Source organism: Streptacidiphilus jiangxiensis (assembly GCF_900109465.1).
Classification (GTDB): domain Bacteria; phylum Actinomycetota; class Actinomycetes; order Streptomycetales; family Streptomycetaceae; genus Streptacidiphilus; species Streptacidiphilus jiangxiensis.
Genome location: NZ_FOAZ01000008.1, coordinates 208,474 through 227,113, shown reverse-complemented (window position 1 = coordinate 227,113; position 18,640 = coordinate 208,474). Strand labels below are relative to the sequence as shown.

General features: G+C 72.8%; 19 protein-coding genes. 3 read left to right on the top strand and 16 right to left on the bottom strand.

What is annotated here, in order from left to right:
• Window positions 1-86: 86 nt before the first annotated feature.
• The 7 genes from BMY61_RS17625 to BMY61_RS17595 all read right to left on the bottom strand — a co-directional run bounded on the left by BMY61_RS17625 (window position 87) and on the right by BMY61_RS17595 (window position 6,869).
• On the bottom strand, window positions 87-872 hold the full coding sequence (locus tag BMY61_RS17625; RefSeq protein WP_042426914.1) for a type III pantothenate kinase: 786 nt from the start codon (window positions 870-872) through the stop codon (window positions 87-89).
• Between the two features lie 52 nt (window positions 873-924).
• Complete coding sequence (gene nadC, locus BMY61_RS17620) at window positions 925-1,875, bottom strand: carboxylating nicotinate-nucleotide diphosphorylase (protein WP_042452145.1); 951 nt, start codon at window positions 1,873-1,875, stop codon at window positions 925-927.
• Between the two features lie 158 nt (window positions 1,876-2,033).
• Window positions 2,034-3,692: an L-aspartate oxidase gene (locus BMY61_RS17615; RefSeq protein ID WP_042452146.1), complete on the bottom strand. Its 1,659-nt coding sequence runs from the start codon at window positions 3,690-3,692 to the stop codon at window positions 2,034-2,036.
• Window positions 3,689-4,135, bottom strand: coding sequence for an aspartate 1-decarboxylase (panD, locus tag BMY61_RS17610; protein WP_042452148.1), 447 nt, complete (start codon window positions 4,133-4,135; stop codon window positions 3,689-3,691). Before panD ends, BMY61_RS17615 begins: the two co-directional genes overlap by 4 nt.
• 50 nt (window positions 4,136-4,185) lie before the next feature.
• On the bottom strand, window positions 4,186-5,037 hold the full coding sequence (gene panC, locus BMY61_RS17605; RefSeq protein WP_042452150.1) for a pantoate--beta-alanine ligase: 852 nt from the start codon (window positions 5,035-5,037) through the stop codon (window positions 4,186-4,188).
• A complete protein-coding gene (locus BMY61_RS17600; protein ID WP_042452153.1) occupies window positions 5,034-5,969 on the bottom strand; it encodes a Rossmann-like and DUF2520 domain-containing protein in 936 nt (311 codons plus the stop codon). The genes panC and BMY61_RS17600 overlap by 4 nt, the downstream gene beginning before the upstream one ends.
• A gap of 228 nt (window positions 5,970-6,197) precedes the next feature.
• Complete coding sequence (locus BMY61_RS17595; RefSeq protein WP_236656226.1) at window positions 6,198-6,869, bottom strand: lysophospholipid acyltransferase family protein; 672 nt, start codon at window positions 6,867-6,869, stop codon at window positions 6,198-6,200.
• 112 nt (window positions 6,870-6,981) lie between these two features.
• Here BMY61_RS17595 and BMY61_RS17590 point away from each other — a divergent pair, with 112 nt between their 5' ends.
• A complete protein-coding gene (locus BMY61_RS17590; RefSeq protein ID WP_042452156.1) occupies window positions 6,982-8,109 on the top strand; it encodes a threonine aldolase family protein in 1,128 nt (375 codons plus the stop codon).
• Between the two features lie 29 nt (window positions 8,110-8,138).
• On the opposite strand, the gene BMY61_RS17585 is transcribed toward BMY61_RS17590, so the two are convergent.
• Window positions 8,139-8,816, bottom strand: a complete 678-nt coding sequence (locus tag BMY61_RS17585) for a response regulator (RefSeq protein WP_042452158.1) — start codon at window positions 8,814-8,816, stop codon at window positions 8,139-8,141.
• Window positions 8,817-8,845: 29 nt separating this feature from the next.
• Complete coding sequence (locus BMY61_RS17580; RefSeq protein ID WP_042452161.1) at window positions 8,846-10,021, bottom strand: sensor histidine kinase; 1,176 nt, start codon at window positions 10,019-10,021, stop codon at window positions 8,846-8,848.
• Window positions 10,022-10,166: 145 nt separating this feature from the next.
• Here BMY61_RS17580 and BMY61_RS17575 point away from each other — a divergent pair, with 145 nt between their 5' ends.
• Both BMY61_RS17575 and BMY61_RS17570 read left to right on the top strand, forming a co-directional pair.
• Complete coding sequence (locus BMY61_RS17575) at window positions 10,167-11,198, top strand: SAM-dependent methyltransferase (protein ID WP_042452164.1); 1,032 nt, start codon at window positions 10,167-10,169, stop codon at window positions 11,196-11,198.
• The gene (locus tag BMY61_RS17570) at window positions 11,195-12,364 is read left to right on the top strand and encodes an NADH-quinone oxidoreductase subunit D (RefSeq protein ID WP_042452167.1); all 1,170 of its coding nucleotides are present in this window, start codon (window positions 11,195-11,197) and stop codon (window positions 12,362-12,364) included. Before BMY61_RS17575 ends, BMY61_RS17570 begins: the two co-directional genes overlap by 4 nt.
• 62 nt (window positions 12,365-12,426) lie before the next feature.
• On the opposite strand, the gene BMY61_RS17565 is transcribed toward BMY61_RS17570, so the two are convergent.
• The 7 genes from BMY61_RS17565 to BMY61_RS17535 all read right to left on the bottom strand — a co-directional run bounded on the left by BMY61_RS17565 (window position 12,427) and on the right by BMY61_RS17535 (window position 18,613).
• Window positions 12,427-13,644, bottom strand: coding sequence for a hypothetical protein (locus tag BMY61_RS17565; protein ID WP_075003951.1), 1,218 nt, complete (start codon window positions 13,642-13,644; stop codon window positions 12,427-12,429).
• An 80-nt stretch (window positions 13,645-13,724) separates the two neighbouring features.
• Window positions 13,725-14,216 (bottom strand): DUF3180 domain-containing protein, encoded by a 492-nt coding sequence (locus tag BMY61_RS17560; protein WP_042452170.1) that lies wholly within the window; start codon window positions 14,214-14,216, stop codon window positions 13,725-13,727.
• Between the two features lie 62 nt (window positions 14,217-14,278).
• Complete coding sequence (gene folK, locus BMY61_RS17555; RefSeq protein WP_042452173.1) at window positions 14,279-14,866, bottom strand: 2-amino-4-hydroxy-6-hydroxymethyldihydropteridine diphosphokinase; 588 nt, start codon at window positions 14,864-14,866, stop codon at window positions 14,279-14,281.
• A gap of 5 nt (window positions 14,867-14,871) precedes the next feature.
• Window positions 14,872-15,234: a dihydroneopterin aldolase gene (folB, locus tag BMY61_RS17550; RefSeq protein ID WP_042452176.1), complete on the bottom strand. Its 363-nt coding sequence runs from the start codon at window positions 15,232-15,234 to the stop codon at window positions 14,872-14,874.
• A 190-nt stretch (window positions 15,235-15,424) separates the two neighbouring features.
• Window positions 15,425-15,886: a nuclear transport factor 2 family protein gene (locus BMY61_RS17545; RefSeq protein WP_042452179.1), complete on the bottom strand. Its 462-nt coding sequence runs from the start codon at window positions 15,884-15,886 to the stop codon at window positions 15,425-15,427.
• 5 nt (window positions 15,887-15,891) lie between these two features.
• Window positions 15,892-16,758 carry a dihydropteroate synthase gene (folP, locus tag BMY61_RS17540; protein ID WP_236656228.1) on the bottom strand — a complete coding sequence of 289 codons (867 nt, stop codon included), beginning with the start codon at window positions 16,756-16,758 and terminating at the stop codon, window positions 15,892-15,894.
• A 46-nt stretch (window positions 16,759-16,804) separates the two neighbouring features.
• Window positions 16,805-18,613 carry a phosphatidylglycerol lysyltransferase domain-containing protein gene (locus BMY61_RS17535; protein ID WP_042452184.1) on the bottom strand — a complete coding sequence of 603 codons (1,809 nt, stop codon included), beginning with the start codon at window positions 18,611-18,613 and terminating at the stop codon, window positions 16,805-16,807.
• Window positions 18,614-18,640 lie beyond the last annotated feature (27 nt).

Below are 18,640 nucleotides of genomic sequence, written 5' to 3'. Positions count from 1 at the left end.
AGCGAAAAGGGAAAATCGGATGAACCCGCCGCATGTCGGCGGGTCTTCCGGAAAACTGACAGTCGTTCGGCTCAGCAGGCCGAGGATCAGGACGCTGTGTTGCGCTCGTACACGAGGCGCAGCCCGATCAGCGTCAGCCACGGCTCGTGGACGTCGATGCTGGTCGCCTCGCCCAGCACCAGCGGGGCCAGCCCGCCCGTCGCGATGACCTGCACGTCGTCCGGGTTCTCGGCCAGCTCGGCCGCCATCCGGTTGACGATCCCGTCCACCTGCCCGGCGAAGCCGAACAGCACGCCGGACTGCATCGCCTCGACGGTGTTCTTGCCGATGACGCTGCGCGGCCTGGCCACCTCGATCTTCCGCAGCATCGCGCCGCGGACCCCGAGCGCCTCCACCGAGATCTCGATGCCCGGCGCGATCGCCCCGCCGACGAAGTCGCCGCGCTCGTTGATCGCGTCGAAGCTCGTCGCCGTACCGAAGTCGACGACGATGCACGGCCCGCCGTAGAGGTGCTTGGCCGCCAGCGTGTTGACGATCCGGTCGGTGCCGACCTCCTTCGGGTTGTCGGTCAGCACGTGCACGCCGGTCTTGACGCCCGGCTCGACCAGCACGGCCGGGACGTCGCCGTAGTAACGCCGCGTCACCTCACGCAGCTCGTGCAGGACGGTGGGGACGGTGCAGCAGATCGCCAGACCGTCCACCTCCTCGTTCTTCAGCACCGGGTGCGCGCCCATCAGCCCCTGCATCAGCACCGCCAGCTCGTCGGCGGTCCGGCGCGGGTCGGTGGAGACGCGCCAGTGCTCGACGATCTCCTCGCCGTCGAAGATGCCGAGGACCGTCTGGGTGTTGCCGACGTCGATCGTGAGCAGCATGGGCGCGCGCCTTCTCTGGGTGTCGCAGCTTGGGGTCGTTGGGAAGGTGTGGCTAGCCGCGCAGGTCGAGGCCGATGTCGAGAACCGGCGAGGAGTGCGTGAGGGCACCGACGGCCAGGTAGTCGACACCGGTCTCGCCGACGGCGCGGGCCGTCTCCAGGGTCAGCCCGCCGGAGGCCTCCAGCTTGGCGCGGCCCGCGACCAGCGCGACGGCCTCGCGCAGCTCCTCGACGGTGAAGTTGTCCAGCAGGATCAGGTCCGCGCCGGCCTCCAGCACCGGCGGGATCTGCGCCAGGGTGTCCACCTCGACCTCGACCTCAAGCTCCGGGTAGGCGGCACGCACAGCCTTGAACGCCTCGGCGACACCGCCCGCGGCGACGACGTGGTTGTCCTTGACCAGCGCGGCGTCCGACAGCGCCATGCGGTGGTTGGCGCCACCGCCGCAGCGGACCGCGTACTTCTCCAGCGCGCGCAGGCCCGGCGTGGTCTTGCGGGTGTCGCGGACGACGGCGCCGGTGCCGTCCAGGGCCTTGGCCCAGGCGTTGGTGGCGGTGGCGATGCCGGACAGGTGGCACAGCAGGTTGAGCGCGGAGCGCTCCGCCGTGAGCAGGTCACGGGTCCGGGTGGTCACGCTGAGCAGGACGGTGCCCGGCTCCACGTGCGCGCCGTCCTCGACGTGCCGCTCGACGGAGAACTCCTCCTCGGCGACGAGGGAGATCACCGCCTCGGCGACCCGCAGGCCCGCGACGACGCCGGCCTGCCGCGCGACGAAGTCCGCGGTGGCGACGGCCTCGGCGGGCACGGTCGCGACGGACGTCACGTCCTCCCCACCGGCGAGGTCCTCGGTGAGGGCCATCATGGCGATGTCCTCCACCTCGACCGGGTCCAGGTCGGCGGCTTCGAGCAGCGCCGCGAGCTCCGGGTCGAGCCCGGTCTCGTACTCGCCGCAGGCGCAGTCGTCGCCGCAGCCGTCTTCGATGAGGGGCAGGTCTTCGTGGGACACGGTCCAACAATCCTTTCGTTGCACTACTCAGGGGCGCGAGGCTCTGCTTGTTAACTGCGTGCGCGACAAGCCACCCAGGGAGGGATTTCGCCGAACGAGCAGGGCCATCCGCACTGGGTGGTTGCTCGCGCAGTTCCCCGCGCCCCTGGGTGGTGCATTCATCCGACCTGCAGACGTCCTTCGTCCAAGGTCGTGGTCAGGTGCCTGCGCCAGTTCACGTCGTCGCGGTCCGGCGCGTCCTCGCGCCAGTGGCAGCCGCGCGTCTCCTCACGGAGCAGCGCCGCAGCGGCCAGGGCCGAGGCGACCAGGTGGAGGTTGGTGGCCTCCCACGTCTCGACCTGGGGGAACTCGTGCTTCTCGGGGTCCGGCTCCGACAGTGCGGCCAGTCCCTCCACGGCGGTGGCCATGCTCTCCGCCGACCGCAGCACGCCGACACCCCGCGTCATGACCCGCTGGATCTCCGCCCGCGCCTCCGCGGCCAGCAGCGGGACGACCTCGATCGGGCGGGTGGTGTCCTCGTGGCGCGGGGCGAGCTTGCCGAGACGGTCGCGCTCGATGATGTCCGCCGCGATCCGCTCCGCGAAGACCAGGCCCTCCAGCAGCGAGTTGGAGGCGAGCCGGTTCGCGCCGTGGACGCCGGTGCAGGCGGCCTCGCCGCAGGCGTAGAGGCCGGAGACGGAGGTGTGGCCGCGCAGATCGGTCCGCACGCCGCCCGAGGCGTAGTGCGCGGCCGGGGCGACCGGGATCAGCTCGGTGACCGGGTCGATGCCGTGGGAGCGGCAGGAGGCGAGGATGGTCGGGAACCGCTCCTCCCACATCGCCGCGCCGAAGTGGCGGCCGTCGAGGAACATGTGCTCCGCGCCGGTCTCGTGCATCCGCCGCATGATGCCCTTGGCGACGATGTCACGCGGCGCGAGCTCGGCCAGCTCGTGCTGGCCGACCATGAAGCGGACGCCCTCGGCATCGACCAGGTGGGCGCCCTCACCGCGGACCGCCTCGGAGATCAGCGGCTGCTGGCCCTCCGCGTCCGGGCCGAGCCACAGCACCGTCGGGTGGAACTGCACGAACTCCAGGTCGGCGACCTCCGCGCCCGCGCGCAGCGCCAGCGCGACGCCGTCGCCGGTGGAGACCGCCGGGTTGGTGGTGGCGGAGAAGACCTGGCCGAGGCCGCCGGTGGCGAGCACGACGGCCCGCGCGTGGACCGCGCCGACGCCGTCGCGCTGGCCCTCGCCCATCACGTGCAGGGTCAGGCCCGCGGTGCGGCCCTCGGCGTCCGTCAACAGGTCCAGCACCAGGGCGTGCTCGATCAGCTCCACGCCCTCGTCGTCGCGCACGTCGCGCACCGCGGCGACCAGCGCACGCGATATCTCCGCGCCGGTGGCGTCGCCGCCCGCGTGGGCGATGCGGCGGCGGTGGTGGCCGCCCTCGCGGGTCAGCAGGATCTCGCCCTCGTCGTCGCGGTCGAAGGCCGCGCCCGTGTCGATCAGGCGGCGCACCGCGCCCGGACCCTCGGTGACGAGCATCCGGACGGCGTCCTCGTCGCACAGGCCGGCGCCGGCGACGAGGGTGTCCTCCAGGTGCTGCTCGGGGGTGTCCCCCTCCCCCAGCGCGGCGGCGATGCCGCCCTGCGCCCAGCGGGTGGAGCCGTCGTCGAGCATCGCCTTGGTGACGACCAGCACGCGCAGACCCGCGGCGCGCACGCGCAGGGCCGTGGTCAGGCCCGCGATGCCCGAGCCGACGACGACCACGTCGGTGGTCGTCGTCCAACCCGGCGCCGGGGCGGCGAGTCTGCGCACAGAAGCGGTGCTGCTGCTCATTCGTGACTCCGTACAGCGAGGGCGGGGGCCGCGGCGATCGCGTCACCCCGCATCAGGCCGCTGCCCTCTGGAGCAGCGGCGGCGTCCGCGCCGGTGTGGGTGATCCGGTTGTCGCGGTCGACGAAGACGATACGCGGCGTGAAGGCACGCGCCTCGGCGTCCTCCATCTGACCGTAGGCGATGAGGATCACCAGGTCACCAGGGTGGACGAGCCGGGCTGCCGCGCCGTTGATGCCGATCACGCCGGTGCCGCGCCCGCCCGCGATGGTGTAGGTCTCCAGGCGCGCGCCGTTGTCGATGTCGACGATGTGGACCAGCTCGCCGGGCAGGATGTCGGCGGCGTCGAGCAGGTCCTCGTCCACCGTGACCGAGCCGACGTAGTGCAGGTCGGCCTGGGTGACGGTGGCGCGGTGGATCTTGGACTTCATCATCGTGCGGATCATGCTTGGTCACGTCTCCTGGTCGGGGTACATGCCGTGGGCGCTGACGGGCGTCAGAACCGGATGCGGACGTTGTCGATGAGGCGGGTGGACCCCACCTTGGCGGCGACGGCCAGAACCGCCTCGCCGGTGAAGTCCTCCCGGTCGATCTCGGTGAAGTCGGACGGGTCGATCAGGCCGAGGTAGTCGAGGGCGATACCGCTCCCCGCCGCCTCCAGAACAGCCTGGGCCGCCTTCTTCACCGCCGACGGGGCCGCGCCCGCCGCCCGGGCGTCACGCCCGGCGAAGAGCGCGCGGGAGAGCGCGAGGGCGCGCTCCCGCTCCTCGGCGGCGAGGAAGCGGTTGCGGCTGGACAGCGCCAGCCCGTCCGCCTCGCGGACGGTCGGCACGCCCGCGATCTCCACCGGGAAGTTCAGGTCGGCGACCATGCGCCGGATCAGCGCCAGCTGCTGGCCGTCCTTCTCACCGAAGAAGGCCACGTCGGGCCCGGTGAGGTGGAGCAGCTTGGCGACGACGGTCAGCATGCCGTCGAAGTGGCCCGGGCGCGAGGCGCCCTCGTAGCCGGTGCCCATCGGCCCGCCGGACAGCCGCACCTGCGGCTCGCCGCCCGGGTAGACCTCGTCGACGCCCGGCGCGAACACCACGTCGGCGCCGGCCTCGCTGGCCAGCATCAGGTCGGCGTCGAGGGTGCGCGGGTAGCGGTCCAGGTCCTCGCCCGCGCCGAACTGCAGCGGGTTGACGAAGACGGTGACGACGACCGTGCCGTCGGCCCCGGCACGCTCACGCGCGGTGCGGATCAGCGTGGCGTGGCCCTCGTGCAGGGCGCCCATCGTCATCACGACGGCGCGCAGGCCCGCCTTCGGCTGGGCTTCCAGCTCGCGCTTGGTGTGCACCAGGACGGTCATCGGTTGTTCTCCTCGGCGAGGGCGTCCAGCAGGGCCTCGGCGGCCTCGGGCTTGAGCGTTCCGTTGGCCAGCGCGCGGTCCGCGGTGGCCCGGGCCATGGCCCGGTAGGCCTCCAGCAGCTGCGGCGTGGTGCCGCGCAGCTGCTCGATGTGGGTGCGCACGGTGCCCGCGTCGCCGCGCGCGACGGGACCGGTCAGGGCGAGGTCCCCGGCGCGGAGCGTGTTGTCGAGCGCGGCGCCGAGCAGCGGGCCGAGCATCTGCCCCGGCTCGGCGACCCCGGCGCGCGACAGCAGCTCCATCGCCTGCGCGACAAGGGTGACCAGGTGGTTCGAGCCGTGGGCGAGCGCGGTGTGGTAGAGCGGTCGCCGCTCCTCGGGGATCCACTCGGGCTCACCGCCCATCTCGACGACCAACGCCTCCGCGACCGGTCGCAGCTCCTCCGGTGCGGTCACCCCGAAGGGGCAGCCGGCGAGACGGGCGACGTCGACGGCGGTGCCGGTGAAGGTCATCGCCGGGTGCAGCGCGAGCGGCAGCGCGCCCGCGCGGGTCGCGGGCTCCAGCACGGCGATGCCCTTGGCACCGGAGGTGTGCACGAGGATCTGTCCGGGCCGCACGGCGCCGGTCGCGGCCAGGCCGGCCACGAGGTCCTCGAGTGCGTCGTCCGGGACGGTGAGCAGGACCAGGTCGGCGGCGGCCATCACCTGCGGCGGGCTGACCAGCCGCACGCCCGGCAGCAGCGTGCTCGCGCGGCGCTGGGACGCGAGGGAGACGCCGGAGGCGGCGACGACCTTGTGCCCGGCGTACTGCAGCGCGGCGCCCAGGGCGGGGCCGACGCGCCCCGTCCCGACGACGCCGACGGCAAGGCGCCCGGGCCGGTTGTCCGGCGCGGTGGGGTCGGGATCGCCGAAGGCGGGCAGCCCGAGGTCGTCCATGGTGCGGTTTCCGTTCCAGTCCTCAGCAGGTACCAGACGTTCCCGGCAAGTTTACGGCCCCGAGGCGAGCACTCGCTGTGGCGCCAGCCACTATCAGGGAGGCGCAGCCTCCAGGGGCGCGAGGAACTGCGCGAGAAACCCACCCGAGGCGGACGGCCCTGCTCGCTCGGGATCTGACGGCACAGGGTGGCTTGTCGCGCAGTTCCCCGCGCCCCCAGCGTGTGCCGCCTACTCGTCTGCCTTCTGGTGCTCGTTGTAGACACCCGAAAGAGGCTGCGCCGACATCGCGTGGATCGCCTCCATGATCTCGTCCGTGATCGCCCGGCGGACCGGGCCCACCGGGGAGATCCCGATGCGGTCGGAGAAGTCCAACGGCTTGCCGAACTGCACCCTGATCCGCCGGATCCGCGGCATCAGCTTGCCCACGGGCTGGATCCGCTCGGTGCCGGTCAGCGCCACCGGGACCACCGGCGCGCCCGAGGCCAGCGCGAGCCAGGCGACACCGGTACGGCCCTTGTACAGGCGGCCGTCGCGCGAGCGCGTGCCCTCGGGATAGATGCCGAACGCGCCACCCTCCTGGAGCACGGACAGGCCCGCGTCCAGCGCGGCCTGGGCCGCCCTGTGCGTACCGCGCTCGACCGGGATGGAGCCCATGGAGGAGAAGAAGACCTTGTTGGCCCTGCCCTTCACACCCGCCCCGGTGAAGTACTCCGCCTTCGCCAGGAACGCCACCGGGCGCGGGGCGACCAGCGGGATGACCGCGCTGTCGATCGCGGCGAGGTGGTTGCTGGCGATGATCACCGGCCCGGTGCGCGGGACGTTCTCGCGGCCGATCACGACCGGGCGGTAGACGACCCGGGTCATGGGGGACAGCACCAGCTTGGCGAGCGCTTGGGACACGTGCGTTCCTTTGGTGCGTGGAAGGACGGGCGCTGCGGATCGTACGTCATCGGACCGGACGGATGAACTCACGTCCGGCGACGTGCGGGCCCGCGTCTGCGAGGCTGACGTCATGGCAAACGAACACTCGACCCCGATCGATCCCGCCTCCCGCCGCTTCGCGGCGCTGCGCGGCGCGGAGCGGCTGCTGTCGGGGCCTCGGCCGCGCAGCGTCGCGGAGCGCCTCGCCGAGCTGTCCGGCGAGGCCGGACACGCGGCCTACGACCTGGACGGTCGGCCCGACGTCTACTGCGACGGGATCGTCGCCGCCCTCGAGCAGTCGGTCGCCGGGCTGCTCGGCATGGAGGCGGCCGCGTTCTTCCCCACCGGCACGATGGCCCAGCAGGTGGCGCTGCGCTGCTGGACCGAGCGGACCGGCAACCCGCTGGTGGCCATGCACCCGCTGGCCCACCCCGAGGTGCACGAGCGGCACGCGTACGCCCAGCTGAGCGGGTTGCGCAGCGTGTGGCCGACCCAGGAGCCGCGGCTGCCGAACGCGGACGAGGTGGAGGGCTGCGCCGAGCCGTTCGGCACGCTGATGCTGGAGCTGCCGCTCCGGGACGCCGGATTCGTCCTGCCGAGCTGGGAGGAGTTGACCGACGCCGTCGCCGCCGCCCGCGAGCGTGACGCGGTCGTGCACTTCGACGGCGCGCGGCTGTGGGAGACGACCGCTCACTTCGGGCGCACCCTGCCGGAGATCGCGGACCTGGCGGACTCCGTCTACGTCTCCTTCTACAAGACCCTCGGCGGTGTCAGCGGCGCGGCCGTGGCCGGGCCGGCCGAGTTCGTGGCGCAGGCCAAGGCGTGGCGGCACCGCTACGGCGGCCAGCTGTGGCAGCAGTGGCCGGCCGCGCTGGCCGCGCTGATCGGGCTGGAGCAGGAGCTGCCGCGGCTGGACGCGTACGTCGCGCACGCCAAGGTGGTGGCGAAGGCGCTGGCCGCGGTGCCGGGCAGCCGGGTGCATCCGGGGGTGCCGCAGACGCACCAGTTCCAGTACTGGCTGCCCTACGCGGCCGACGCGCTCAACGAGACGACGCTGCGTCAGGCGGAGGAGACCCGGCAGGCGCTGTTCAGCGGCTGGCGCGCGGCGCCGGTGCCGGGCCACTCCTTCACCGAGATCACCGTCGCCGCTCCGGCGCTGGAGTGGTCGCCCGAGGAGATCGAGGACGCGCTCGGGCAGTTCCTGAAGATGCTGCGCTGACCGACCGTGCCGCGGTGGCGGCCCGGGAGTCAGCGCGACGCGCGGACCAGGCCGGTCTCGTAGGCGAGGACCACGGCCTGGACGCGGTCGCGCAGCTCCAGCTTGGTGAGGATGCGGCCCACGTGCGTCTTCACCGTGGCCTCGGACAGGCCCAGGCGCTCGGCGATCTCGCCGTTGGACAGGCCCTGGGCCACCAGCAGCAGCACCTCGCGTTCGCGCTCGGTCAGCCGCTCGAGCTCGGGGGTGAGCTTGGGCTCGGCCGCGGCCGGGAGCACGGCCGTGAAGCGGTCGATCATGCGGCGGGTGGTGGTCGGCGCGACGACCGCCTCCCCGCTGCTGACGGCGCGGATCGCGGCGACCAGCTCGGGCGGCGGGACGTCCTTGAGCAGGAAGCCGCTCGCGCCCGCCTTGAGCGCGGAGAAGGCGTACTCGTCCAGGTCGAAGGTGGTCAGGATGAGCACCCTGGGGCGGGAGGCCAGCGGCGTCGCCTCGTCGCAGATGCGGCGGGTCGCCTCGACTCCGTCCAGCCGGGGCATCCGCACGTCCATCAGCACCACGTCGACCTCGACGGTGGCGAGCACCTCCAGCGCCTGCGCGCCGTCGCCCGCCTCCGCGACGATCTCGATGTCCGGCTGGGACTGCAGCACCATCCGGAAACCGGTGCGCAGCAGCTCCTGGTCGTCGACGAGCATGATCCGGACGGTCACGCGGCTCTCCCTGCGGTGGTGGTGGGTGGCTAGCGGACGGAGCCGAGCGGCAGGACGGCCTCGATGCGGAACCCGCCGCCGACGCGGGGGCCGGCGTCGAGACTGCCGCCGACCATGCCGACGCGCTCGCGCATACCGATCAGACCATGACCGAAGCCGTCCTCGCCGCCGGTGGTGACCAGCTCGGCGCTGGCGCCGCGGCCGTCGTCCTCGATGACCATGGCCAGGTCGCTGTCATGGAAGCGGATCTTGACGGTGGCGCTGGCCTCCGGGCCACCGTGCTTGCGGGCGTTGGTCAGCGCCTCCTGCACGATCCGATAGGCCGTCAGCTCCACGCCGCGCGGCAGCGGTCGCGGGTCGCCCTCGACGCTGAACTCGACCGGCAGGCCGGCGCTGCGCACCTGCTCCAGCAGGTCCGGGAGCTGCTCGACGCCGGGCTGCGGCACGTACTCGCCGGTGGTCTCCTCGCTGCGCAGCAGGCCCAGCAGGCGGCGCATCTCGGCGAGCGCCTGACGGCCGGTGGCGGCGATGGTGCCCAGCGCCTCCTTGGCCTGCTCCGGGGAGGCGTCCATGACGTAGGAGGCGCCGTCGGCCTGGACGATCATCACCGAGACGTTGTGGGCGACGACGTCGTGCAGCTCCCGCGCGATCCGGGCGCGCTCGGCGGCGACGGCCACCTTGGCCTGGGCGTCGCGCTCGCGCTCCAGCCGGGCGGCGCGGTCCTCCAGCTCCAGGTAGTAGGCGCGGCGGATGCTGGTGAAGCGGCCCAGCACCCAGCTGAGCACGAACGGCGTGGAGGCGACGACGGAGAAGAACATCACCGACGGCTTGTCGATCCACGCGTTGGAGAACGCGACGAACGCCAGCGGCCCGGAGACCAGGCCGAGCGCCAGGGCCGCTCGGGACGTCCACTTGTTGCCGAACGCCGCCGCACCGTAGCCGAGGACCAGCAGGGCCATGTCGGAGACGTAGACGTTGTGCGCGAACCCGAGCTGCAGGAAGGCCAGCAGCGCGCCCGCCCACAGCGCGAAGTCGGGGTGGCGCCGGCGGAACGCCAGCAGCGTGCAGAGGGCGAGCGCGAGCAGCACCTGGCCGGGGCTGCGTTCGGCGTAGGCCTCCAGCAACGACAGCAGGAACAGCAGCACGGCCCACAAGGTGTCGGACACCAGGGGGCGGCTGCGGAACCAGCTGTAGAGGAGTTGCACGCTTCCAGGTTAGGCAGCGCGGAGAGGTCCGCCCTCCGTCGCCGGAGTGAGTCCGCTCTCCTCCGGAAGTCGGAGTTGGTTGCCGGGGCCAATCGTTCGTCGTGCCGACTGGTTCGGCCGTGATCCCCGCTGGAAGAGTGGGGCCATGAGCTATCTGCCCTGGCGGGACGCCATGGAGCGGGCCCTGTACGGCCCGGAGGGGTTCTTCGTGCGGGAGGGCGGCGGACCGGCCGCGCACTTCCGCACCTCCGTGCACGCCTCCCCGCTCTTCGCCGGGGCGGTCCTGGAGCTGGCCCGGCGGGTGGACGAGGCGCTCGACCGCCCGGAGCGGCTGACCGTCTGCGACGTCGGCGCGGGCCGCGGCGAGCTGCTGGTGGCGCTCGGCGCGCAGGCCCGCGCCGTCGATCCGGAGCTCGCGGACCGGCTGCGGCTCGTCGCGGTGGAGCGGGCCGCGCGTCCCGAGGGACTGCCGGCGTGGGTGTCCTGGGCGGACCGGATCGAGCCGGTGCCGGCCGGGCTGCTCTTCGCCAACGAGTGGCTCGACAACGTGCCCTGCGAGGTCGCCGAGGTGGACGAGGAGGGCGTCGCCCGCTACGTCCTGGTCGACCCGGCGTCGGGCGCGGAGCGGCCGGGCGAGCCGCTGGACGCCGCGGACGCGGCGTGGCTGCGGGACGCCTTCCCGCACCCGGTCGAGCGGGCCGAGCTGGGACGGTGGCGGGAGCAGGCCTGGTCGCAGGCGGTCGCCGCGGTCGGCGACGGCCTGGCCGTGGCCGTCGACTACGCGCACACGCGCACCGACCGCCCGCCGTTCGGCACGCTCACGGGATACCAGGGCGGCCGCCAGGTGGACCCCGTCCCCGACGGCTCCTGCGACCTGACCGCGCACGTCGCCCTCGACTCCTGCCTGGCCGCGGCGGCGCGGGCGAACCCGCGCGTCACCCACAGCCTGTGGACGACGCAGCGCGCCGCCCTGCACGAGCTCGGCGTGAGCGGCTCCCGGCCGCCCCTGGCGCTGGCGTCGAGTGATCCGGTCGGCTACCTGCGCGCCCTGGCGGGCGCGGGCGAGGCTGCGGAGCTGACCGCGACGGGCGGACTGGGCTCGTTCCTGTGGGGTGTCCAGGCCGTGGGATCGCTGCGAATGGTGTGGCCACAGGGATGGCAGACTCTGATGTCATGACGGAGACGACGGTCGGCATCGGAGCGGGCGCGGGCCTGGCGGGCAGCGGCACCGAGCTGGGCACCAGCGACATGGTGCTGAACATCGGCCCCCAGCACCCCAGCACCCACGGCGTGCTCCGGCTGCGCCTGCGCCTCGACGGCGAACGCATCAGCGAGGCCGAGCCGATCATCGGCTACATGCACCGCGGCGCGGAGAAGCTCTTCGAGGCGCGCGACTACCGCCAGATCATCATGCTGGCCAACCGGCACGACTGGCTCTCGGCGTTCTCCAACGAGCTGGGCGTGGTACTGGCCGTCGAGCGGATGCTCGGCATGGAGGTCCCTGAGCGTGCGACCTGGACGCGGACCCTGCTCGCCGAGCTGAACCGGGTGCTCAACCACCTGATGTTCCTCGGCTCCTACCCGCTGGAGCTGGGCGGGATCACCCCGATCTTCCACGCCTTCGACGAACGCGAGCGGCTCCAGTCGGTGTTGGAGGAGGCCTCCGGCGGCCGCATGCACTACATGTTCAACCGCGTCGGCGGCCTGAAGGAGGACCTTCCGGCGGGCTGGTACGAGCGCGTGCGGGGCGCGGTCGCGGCGGTGCGCGCCCGCGCCGACGTCTTCGACCGGCTCGTCACCGGCAACGAGATCTTCCGCGCCCGCACGTCGGGCGTCGGTGTGCTCGCCCCCGAGCTGGTGCACGCCTACGGCGTCAGCGGCCCGATCGCCCGCGCCTCCGGCGTCGACTTCGACCTCCGCCGCGACGAGCCGTACCTCGCCTACGGGGAGCTCGCCGAGGTCCTGCGGGTGCCGGTCCGTCAGACCGGCGACTGCCTGGCCCGCTTCGAGGTCCTGCTGGAGCAGCTCCATGTCAGCCTGGACCTCGCCGATGCGTGCCTGGACCGCCTCGCGTCCCTCCCGCAGGGGCCGGTGAACGTGCGGCTGCCGAAGGTGCTGAAGGCGCCGGAGGGCGCCACGTACGCCTGGACCGAGAACCCGCTCGGCATCAACGGCTACTACCTGGTCTCCCGCGGCGACAAGACGCCGTGGCGGCTGAAGCTGCGCTCCGCGTCGTTCAACAACCTGCAGGTCCTGAGCGAGATCCTGCCGGGCCAGCTGGTCCCGGACATGGTGGCGATCCTGGGGTCGATGTTCTTCGTCGTCGGAGACGTCGACAAGTAGCACGGGCTCGAGGACCATCGGCCCGTCCGTGGCTCGTCGCGCAGTTCCTCGCGCCCGTGAGGTCAGACCGCGCGGACGGCTCGCACGTCGATCGGCTCGGTCTCGTCCTCTGCCGTGAGGTCCACGATGGCGTGTTCCGTGCGCTCGTGGGCGTGCGTCGGGAGGACGGACGGGGCCTCGGGCGCGGCCACGTACCGGGCCTGGGCCGCGGCCGCCTCGTCGCCGATGACGTCCGCCGGGTCGTGGCCGATCGCGGCCTCCTGGCGGGAGAAGAAGTTGAACGCGCCCATGGTGCGCCCGGTGCCCTGGCGCGGCAGCGCCGGCGGGGGGACCGCCGCGGCCGGCCGCAGCGGCGGGAGCGCGGCGCGGGCCCACGCGGGGGCGCTCGCCGCGGCCTCCGCGGCCTGCGGCTGGGCCGAGGGCTGCATGTAGGGGGCCACCAGCCCGCGCTCCCGCGAGACCGCCACTGCGGCGCCACGGGCCTCCTGACGGGCCGGCAGCGCGGCCTCGGCGGGCTTCTCCGCCTCCGGCGCCGACTCTGCCTCCGCCTCCGCGGGGGCCTCCGCCTCCGCAGGGGCCTGCGCCTCGGGCTTCGCGGGCTTGACGAAGAACGAGCCCGCCTGCGCCTCGGGCTGACGCTCCTTGGGTTCCCCCTCCGCCTCGGCGACCGGCGGGGCCGGCTCCGGCACCGCCGGCAGCGCGGGCACCTGGGGCTGACGCAGGCTCAGCGTACGGCCGGACTCCGCCTGCTCGGCCTGCCGCTCCAGCGAGCGCAGCGTGTTCGCGGCCTTGAGGTAGGCGGCCGGAGTCGGCCGGACACCGCGCTTCGCGACCTCCAGGGCCTGCGCGGCGTCCGCCTCGCGCAGGGCCTGCTCGGCGGCGATGCGGGCGCGGTCGCGCAGGAGTTGGGCGTGCGCGGCCTCCGCGTGGGCGAGCTGGCTGCGCTGGGCGAGCACCCGCCGCTCCAGGCGCTTGACCTGCTCCTCGGCCATCTCGGCCTGGTACTCGAGCTCGGCGACCCGCTCCTCGAAGCGGGCCTCGTCGCGCCCGCGCGCGGCCTGCTCGGAGGCGAGCGCGGCCTGCGTGGCGCTCTCGCGCTGGCGCAGCAGCACCGCGGCGGCGCAGGCGCCGACGCTGACCGCCGCCACCAGGATTCGCAGCACCCCGAGACTGCTGGTCAGCATCGCTGCGGCGAGCGCGGCGACGGCCAGGACCGCACAGGCGAGCGAGGGGAGCGCCCGGCCGAGGCGCGAGGCTTGACGGTGGCGACCACGAGACATGGCCAGAAATCTAGCGTGATCGTCCGACTTATGTCAGGCGAGGGGTCAAGAACACCCTTGACAGATCAAAAATCAGCGCGTCAGCGGCGCTGCGTGGCCCGCTCGCGGTCCTCGTCCTCGTCGTCGGGCAGGCGACAGATGTGCTGGAGCCAGAGCCCGGCGGCCATCACGGCGATACCCGCGAGGACCGCGAACAGGGCCGTGAGGGCTTGGCCGCGGCGGGCCGGGGAGGCGTCGGAGAGGGTGAGCAGGAAGACGCCCATGCCGCCGTAGACGCCCGTCACCAGCGCCGCGACCAGCGCGCTGGCCTGGCCCAGCACCAGGGCCCGGGCGGCGAACAGCGGATCGACGGCCTTGGCGCCGGGCCGGCGTTCGCGCTGGGCCTGGAGCCGGCTGCGCAGCGTGATCGCGGCGGCGGCGAGCACCACCGCGATCACTGCGAGCACGATCGGGGCCGCGGCCGGGACGCCCGGCAGCGAACCGACCGAGTTCCACAGCCGGGCGCCGGCCCAGGACAGCAGCCCGGCGACGAGCGTTGTCACGGCCAGCACGAGCGGGCGAAGCGGCTTCACAGCAGTCCCTCCAAGCAGGATCTGATCCACCGTACCCGGCGCGGCGCCCGCCGTGCCGGTGGTCAGCGGGGCAGGTGCAGCGTGAGATCCTCGCGACGGCGCACACCCTGCTCGCTGACGGTGGTCAGCAACTCGGCGACCTTGCCGTGGCCCGGCAGCTCCGCGTCCGGGTCGGCGTCGTGCCAGGGCGCCAGCACGAAGCCGCGCTCGTGGGCGCGCGGGTGCGGCAGGATCAGCTCGGGGACGTCCTGTTCGACGCCCTCGTAGGCGACGATGTCGAGGTCCAGCGTGCGCGGACCCCAACGGACCTCGCGGACCCGGCCGAAGGCGTCCTCGATGGCGTTGGCGCGTTCCAGCAGCGACTGCGGCGGCAGGGTGGTCTTCAGCACCAGCACCGCGTTGAGGTAGGCGGGCTGCCCCTCCGGGCCGCCGACGCCGTCCGTCTCGAAGACGGCCGAGACGGCCTTGACCCGGACGCCGGGGGTGTCCTCCAGCAGGTCGACCGCCCCCTGGAGGGTCTCCAGGCGGTTGCCGAGGTTGCTGCCGAGGGCGATGACCGCGCGGCGGGGGTTGTGCAGGGTGGTGTCGGCCGAGTCCACCGTCTCCTTGATCTGGGACGGGACCGGCGTGGCGATGGGATCGGGAGACATGGGGCTCATCCGCGACTCCGAACGATAGTGATGGTGACGTCGTCGAACGGGACGGTGATCGGAGCATCCGGCTTGTGCACGGTGACCTCCACCTCCTGGACGGCTGCGTGGGTGAGGCACTGGTCGGCGATGCGCTGGGCGAGAGTCTCGATCAGGTCGACCGGATCGCCCGTGACGATGCCCACGACCTCTTCGGCGATGACGCCGTAGTGGGCCGTCGCCTCCAGGTCGTCGCCGGAGGCCGCAGGGCGGGTGTCGAGCCCGAGCACCACGTCGACCACGAACGTCTGGCCGAGCTCGCGCTCGCGCGGGAAGACGCCGTGATGTCCGCGGGCACGCAGGCCCTTGATCGCGATTCGGTCGAGCATGTGGCGAACACTCCCTGAGGGTCCTGCTCTCCAACTGCGTACCGGTACGGCGTACCGGGGCGGACGCACGGGGGAGCGGCGCAGGCATCATTGCCCACGGGCACCAAGCTACCTTGCATTACTGACAATCCCGTACGGCACCCTTTTGATTCCCAGGCGCCCTGACCTTCACCGGATGTTCCCCAAAAGATCACCCTTCCTCGTCGTCACCGCCGGTCAGCACCGGCGAACCGTGGTGGGACCACAGGCGCCAGCCGTCACCCGTCCGTCGGAACAGGTTCGTGGCGACCACCTTTCCCCCGACCAGGGGACCGAGCTGCCCCTCCTCCTCGGCCTCGCCGCCGGAGAGGATGTTCTCGGTGCAGGTGACGAGCGCCACGTCACCGAGGACCTCGACCTCGACGTCGGTCAGGAAGAACTGGATGTAGTCGGTGTGGGCCATGATCAGCGCGTAGGAGCGCAGCACGGAGGCGCGCCCGCGCAGCACCGGCCAGCCCGGGTGCACGCACACGCAGCCGTGCACGTCGTCCGCGTCCGCGCCGGAGACCCAGACGTCCGTCAAGGCGTCCAGGTCGCCCGCCTCCAGGGCGGCGTACAGGGCGCCGTTGGCGTCCAGCACCGCGGCGACCTCGGCCTCGCTCCCCTTCGGCACCCCCGTCACCGCTCCTCCCGCGCGGCCCGCAGCGCGGCCTCGACGCGCACGGCGTCCGCCGTGGCGCCGACCTCGTGCACCCGCACCGCCCAGGCCCCGGTGGCGGCCGCCAGCGCGGAGACCGCGGCGGTCGCGGCGTCACGCTCGCGCGCCGGGCGCAGCTCACCGGTCCGCTCGTCGGCCAACAGCGTCCCGAGGAAGCGCTTGCGCGAAGCGGCGACCAGGAGCGGGTGCCCGAGGCGGTTCCAGGCGTCCAGCCGGGCCAGCAGTGCCCAGTCGTCCTCGCGGGTCTTGGCGAAGCCGAGCCCCGGGTCGACGATCAGTTGCTCCGGCTTCACACCGGCCGCGACGACGGCCTCGGCCTGCGCCTCGACCTCCGCGACGACCTCACGGACCACGTCCTCGTAGCGGGCGAGCGACTCCATCTCCGTCGACTGACCGCGCCAGTGCATCACCACAAAGGGGACACCCGTCCCGGCCGCGACCTTGACCATGTCGGCGTCGGCCCGTCCACCGCTCACGTCGTTGATCACCTTCGCCCCCGCGGCGACGGACGCCTCCGCGACGGCGGCCCGCATGGTGTCCACGCTCACGACGACACCCGCGGCGGTGAGCCCGGTGATCACCGGGATGACGCGGCGCAGCTCCTCCTCCTCGGTGACCCGCTGGGCCCCCGGCCGGGTGGACTCCCCACCCACGTCGACGAGGTCGGCGCCCTGCCGCGTGAGCTCGATCCCGTGGGCGACCGCCTTGTCCGGATCGAGCCACAGCCCACCGTCGGAAAAGGAGTCCGGGGTCACGTTCACGATGCCCATGACCCCGCAGCGGCCCCAGTCGGGCAGTCCGGGAAGGTGTCGGTGCGGAGTAGCCATGCCCCGATTATCTCGCCGGGGGAAGTCGGGGTCCCCAGGGGCGCGACTACCGCTGGGCGGGCACCGTGATGGCGGCGTTCGGCTCCGGAGCCGCCTTCTGGAAGCGCCGCAGGAACTTCGGCAGCTCCATCACCAGGAACGCCTCCGCCTGCAGCGCGGCGATGCCGATCCGCGGCAGGTCCGTGCTGCTCGGGTAGACCAGGAACCGCGGCTCCCAGATCGGCCGGAACTTGGCGTTGAACTTGTACAGGGACTCGATCTGGAACCACCGCGACAGGAAGACCAGCAACCCGCGCCACGCCCGCAGCACCGGACCGGCGCCGATGCGCTCACCACGCGCCAACGCCGAACGGAACATCGCGAAGTTCAGCGAGACGCGGTTGACGCCCAGCTCGGGGCAGGCCTGCAGGGCCTTGACGATGAGCAGCTCGTTCAGGCCCGGGTCGGCGTCGCGGTCGCGGCGCATCAGGTCCAGCGAGATGCCGTCCTTGCCCCACGGCACGAAGTGCAGCACCGCGCGGATGTCCGAGGTCCCCTCGGGCGCGCCCTCGATGGCCTTGTGGGCGGTCACGACCACACAGCCCTCGTCGCGGATGTCGCCGAAACGGCCCAGCGCCATGGAGAAGCCACGCTCGGTCTCGGTGCCGCGCCAGGCGTCCGCCGCGTTGCGGATCGCGTCGCGCTCGCGGGCGTCGAGGTCCTCCACCCGGCGGACCCGGCACTCGTAGCCGGCCCGCTCGATGCGCTTGACCATCTGGCGGACGTTGCGCATCGCGCGGCCCTCCAGGGTGAAGTCGGCCACCTCGACGATCGCCTCGTCGCCGATCTCCAGCGCGTCCAGGCCCGCCTCGCGGGTCCAGACCTCACCACCCTGCTCGCTGCAGCCCATGACGGCCGGCACCCAGGCGTGCTTGTGGGCCTCCTCCATGAAGACCTTGATCGCGCCGGGCCAGGCCTCGACGTCGCCGATCGGGTCGCCGGAGGCGAGCATCACGCCGGAGACGACGCGGTAGGCGATGGCGGCCTTGCCGGTCGGCGAGAAGAGGACGCTCTTGTCGCGGCGCAGCGCGAAGTAGCCGAGGGAGTCACGGGCGCCGTGTTTGCCCAGCAGCTCGCGGACCTGCTGCTCCTCCGAGGCGTCGAGCACCGCGAAGGGCTTGGACGGGCGCAGGGCCAGCCAGATCGTGCTGACGGCGGTGAAGAAACCGAGGCCGGCCAGCGAGTAGTAGACCAGGTCGCCGGTGCGGTCCCCGGTGTAGTGGATCGGGCCGCCGATGCCGACCAGGCCCCAGAAGACCTCCCAGAACCGCTCGCGCAGCGTCGGGTCGCCGACGGTGGTCTTCGCGTGCGCGCTGACGATGATCATGCCGAGACCGAAGCTCAGCGCCAGCATCACCACGGCGTTGGCCGCCGCGCGCCAGCGGGTGCGCGGGTCGGAGAGGGCGTAGAACTCGCGGTGGTTGATCAGCAGCACGGCCCAGACCACCAGGGTGATCACCGCGGTGCCGGTGTGGTGCCAGCGCAGCAGCTCCATCACGAAGCCGACCGGCAGCAGCACCGCGACCGCGCGGAACGCGCGGGCCTTACGGCGGCGCAGCGCGTGCGCCAGCATGATCAGCACGATGCCGATGACGAGGGAGAGCGCGGTGGCGACCGTGGTGACGGTGCCCGGCAGCAGCGTCGCGAGCTTGTGGACCTTGCTCTCACGGATGTGCGGGGCGACGCCGGCGATGATGTCGAAGAGACCGATGAGCGCCGTGGCGTAGCCGACCGCTCGTGGCACCCAGGGACGGGAGACCTTGGGGATCGGCAGGCCCTTGCGGGTCGGTCGCTCGGTGGCCACGGGTTCACTCATGGGAGGACAGCGTAGACGTACTGGTAA

Coding starts and splice junctions, on each gene's coding strand:
- BMY61_RS17625 (WP_042426914.1), bottom strand. CDS start 872: ATGCTGCTCACGATCGACGTCGGCAACACCCAGACGGTCCTCGGCATC.
- BMY61_RS17615 (WP_042452146.1), bottom strand. CDS start 3,692: ATGAGCAGCAGCACCGCTTCTGTGCGCAGACTCGCCGCCCCGGCGCCG.
- panD (WP_042452148.1), bottom strand. CDS start 4,135: ATGATCCGCACGATGATGAAGTCCAAGATCCACCGCGCCACCGTCACC.
- panC (WP_042452150.1), bottom strand. CDS start 5,037: ATGACCGTCCTGGTGCACACCAAGCGCGAGCTGGAAGCCCAGCCGAAG.
- BMY61_RS17600 (WP_042452153.1), bottom strand. CDS start 5,969: ATGGACGACCTCGGGCTGCCCGCCTTCGGCGATCCCGACCCCACCGCG.
- BMY61_RS17590 (WP_042452156.1), top strand. CDS start 6,982: ATGGCAAACGAACACTCGACCCCGATCGATCCCGCCTCCCGCCGCTTC.
- BMY61_RS17575 (WP_042452164.1), top strand. CDS start 10,167: ATGAGCTATCTGCCCTGGCGGGACGCCATGGAGCGGGCCCTGTACGGC.
- BMY61_RS17570 (WP_042452167.1), top strand. CDS start 11,195: ATGACGGAGACGACGGTCGGCATCGGAGCGGGCGCGGGCCTGGCGGGC.
- BMY61_RS17565 (WP_075003951.1), bottom strand. CDS start 13,644: ATGTCTCGTGGTCGCCACCGTCAAGCCTCGCGCCTCGGCCGGGCGCTC.
- folK (WP_042452173.1), bottom strand. CDS start 14,866: ATGTCTCCCGATCCCATCGCCACGCCGGTCCCGTCCCAGATCAAGGAG.
- folB (WP_042452176.1), bottom strand. CDS start 15,234: ATGCTCGACCGAATCGCGATCAAGGGCCTGCGTGCCCGCGGACATCAC.
- folP (WP_236656228.1), bottom strand. CDS start 16,758: ATGGCTACTCCGCACCGACACCTTCCCGGACTGCCCGACTGGGGCCGC.
- BMY61_RS17535 (WP_042452184.1), bottom strand. CDS start 18,613: ATGAGTGAACCCGTGGCCACCGAGCGACCGACCCGCAAGGGCCTGCCG.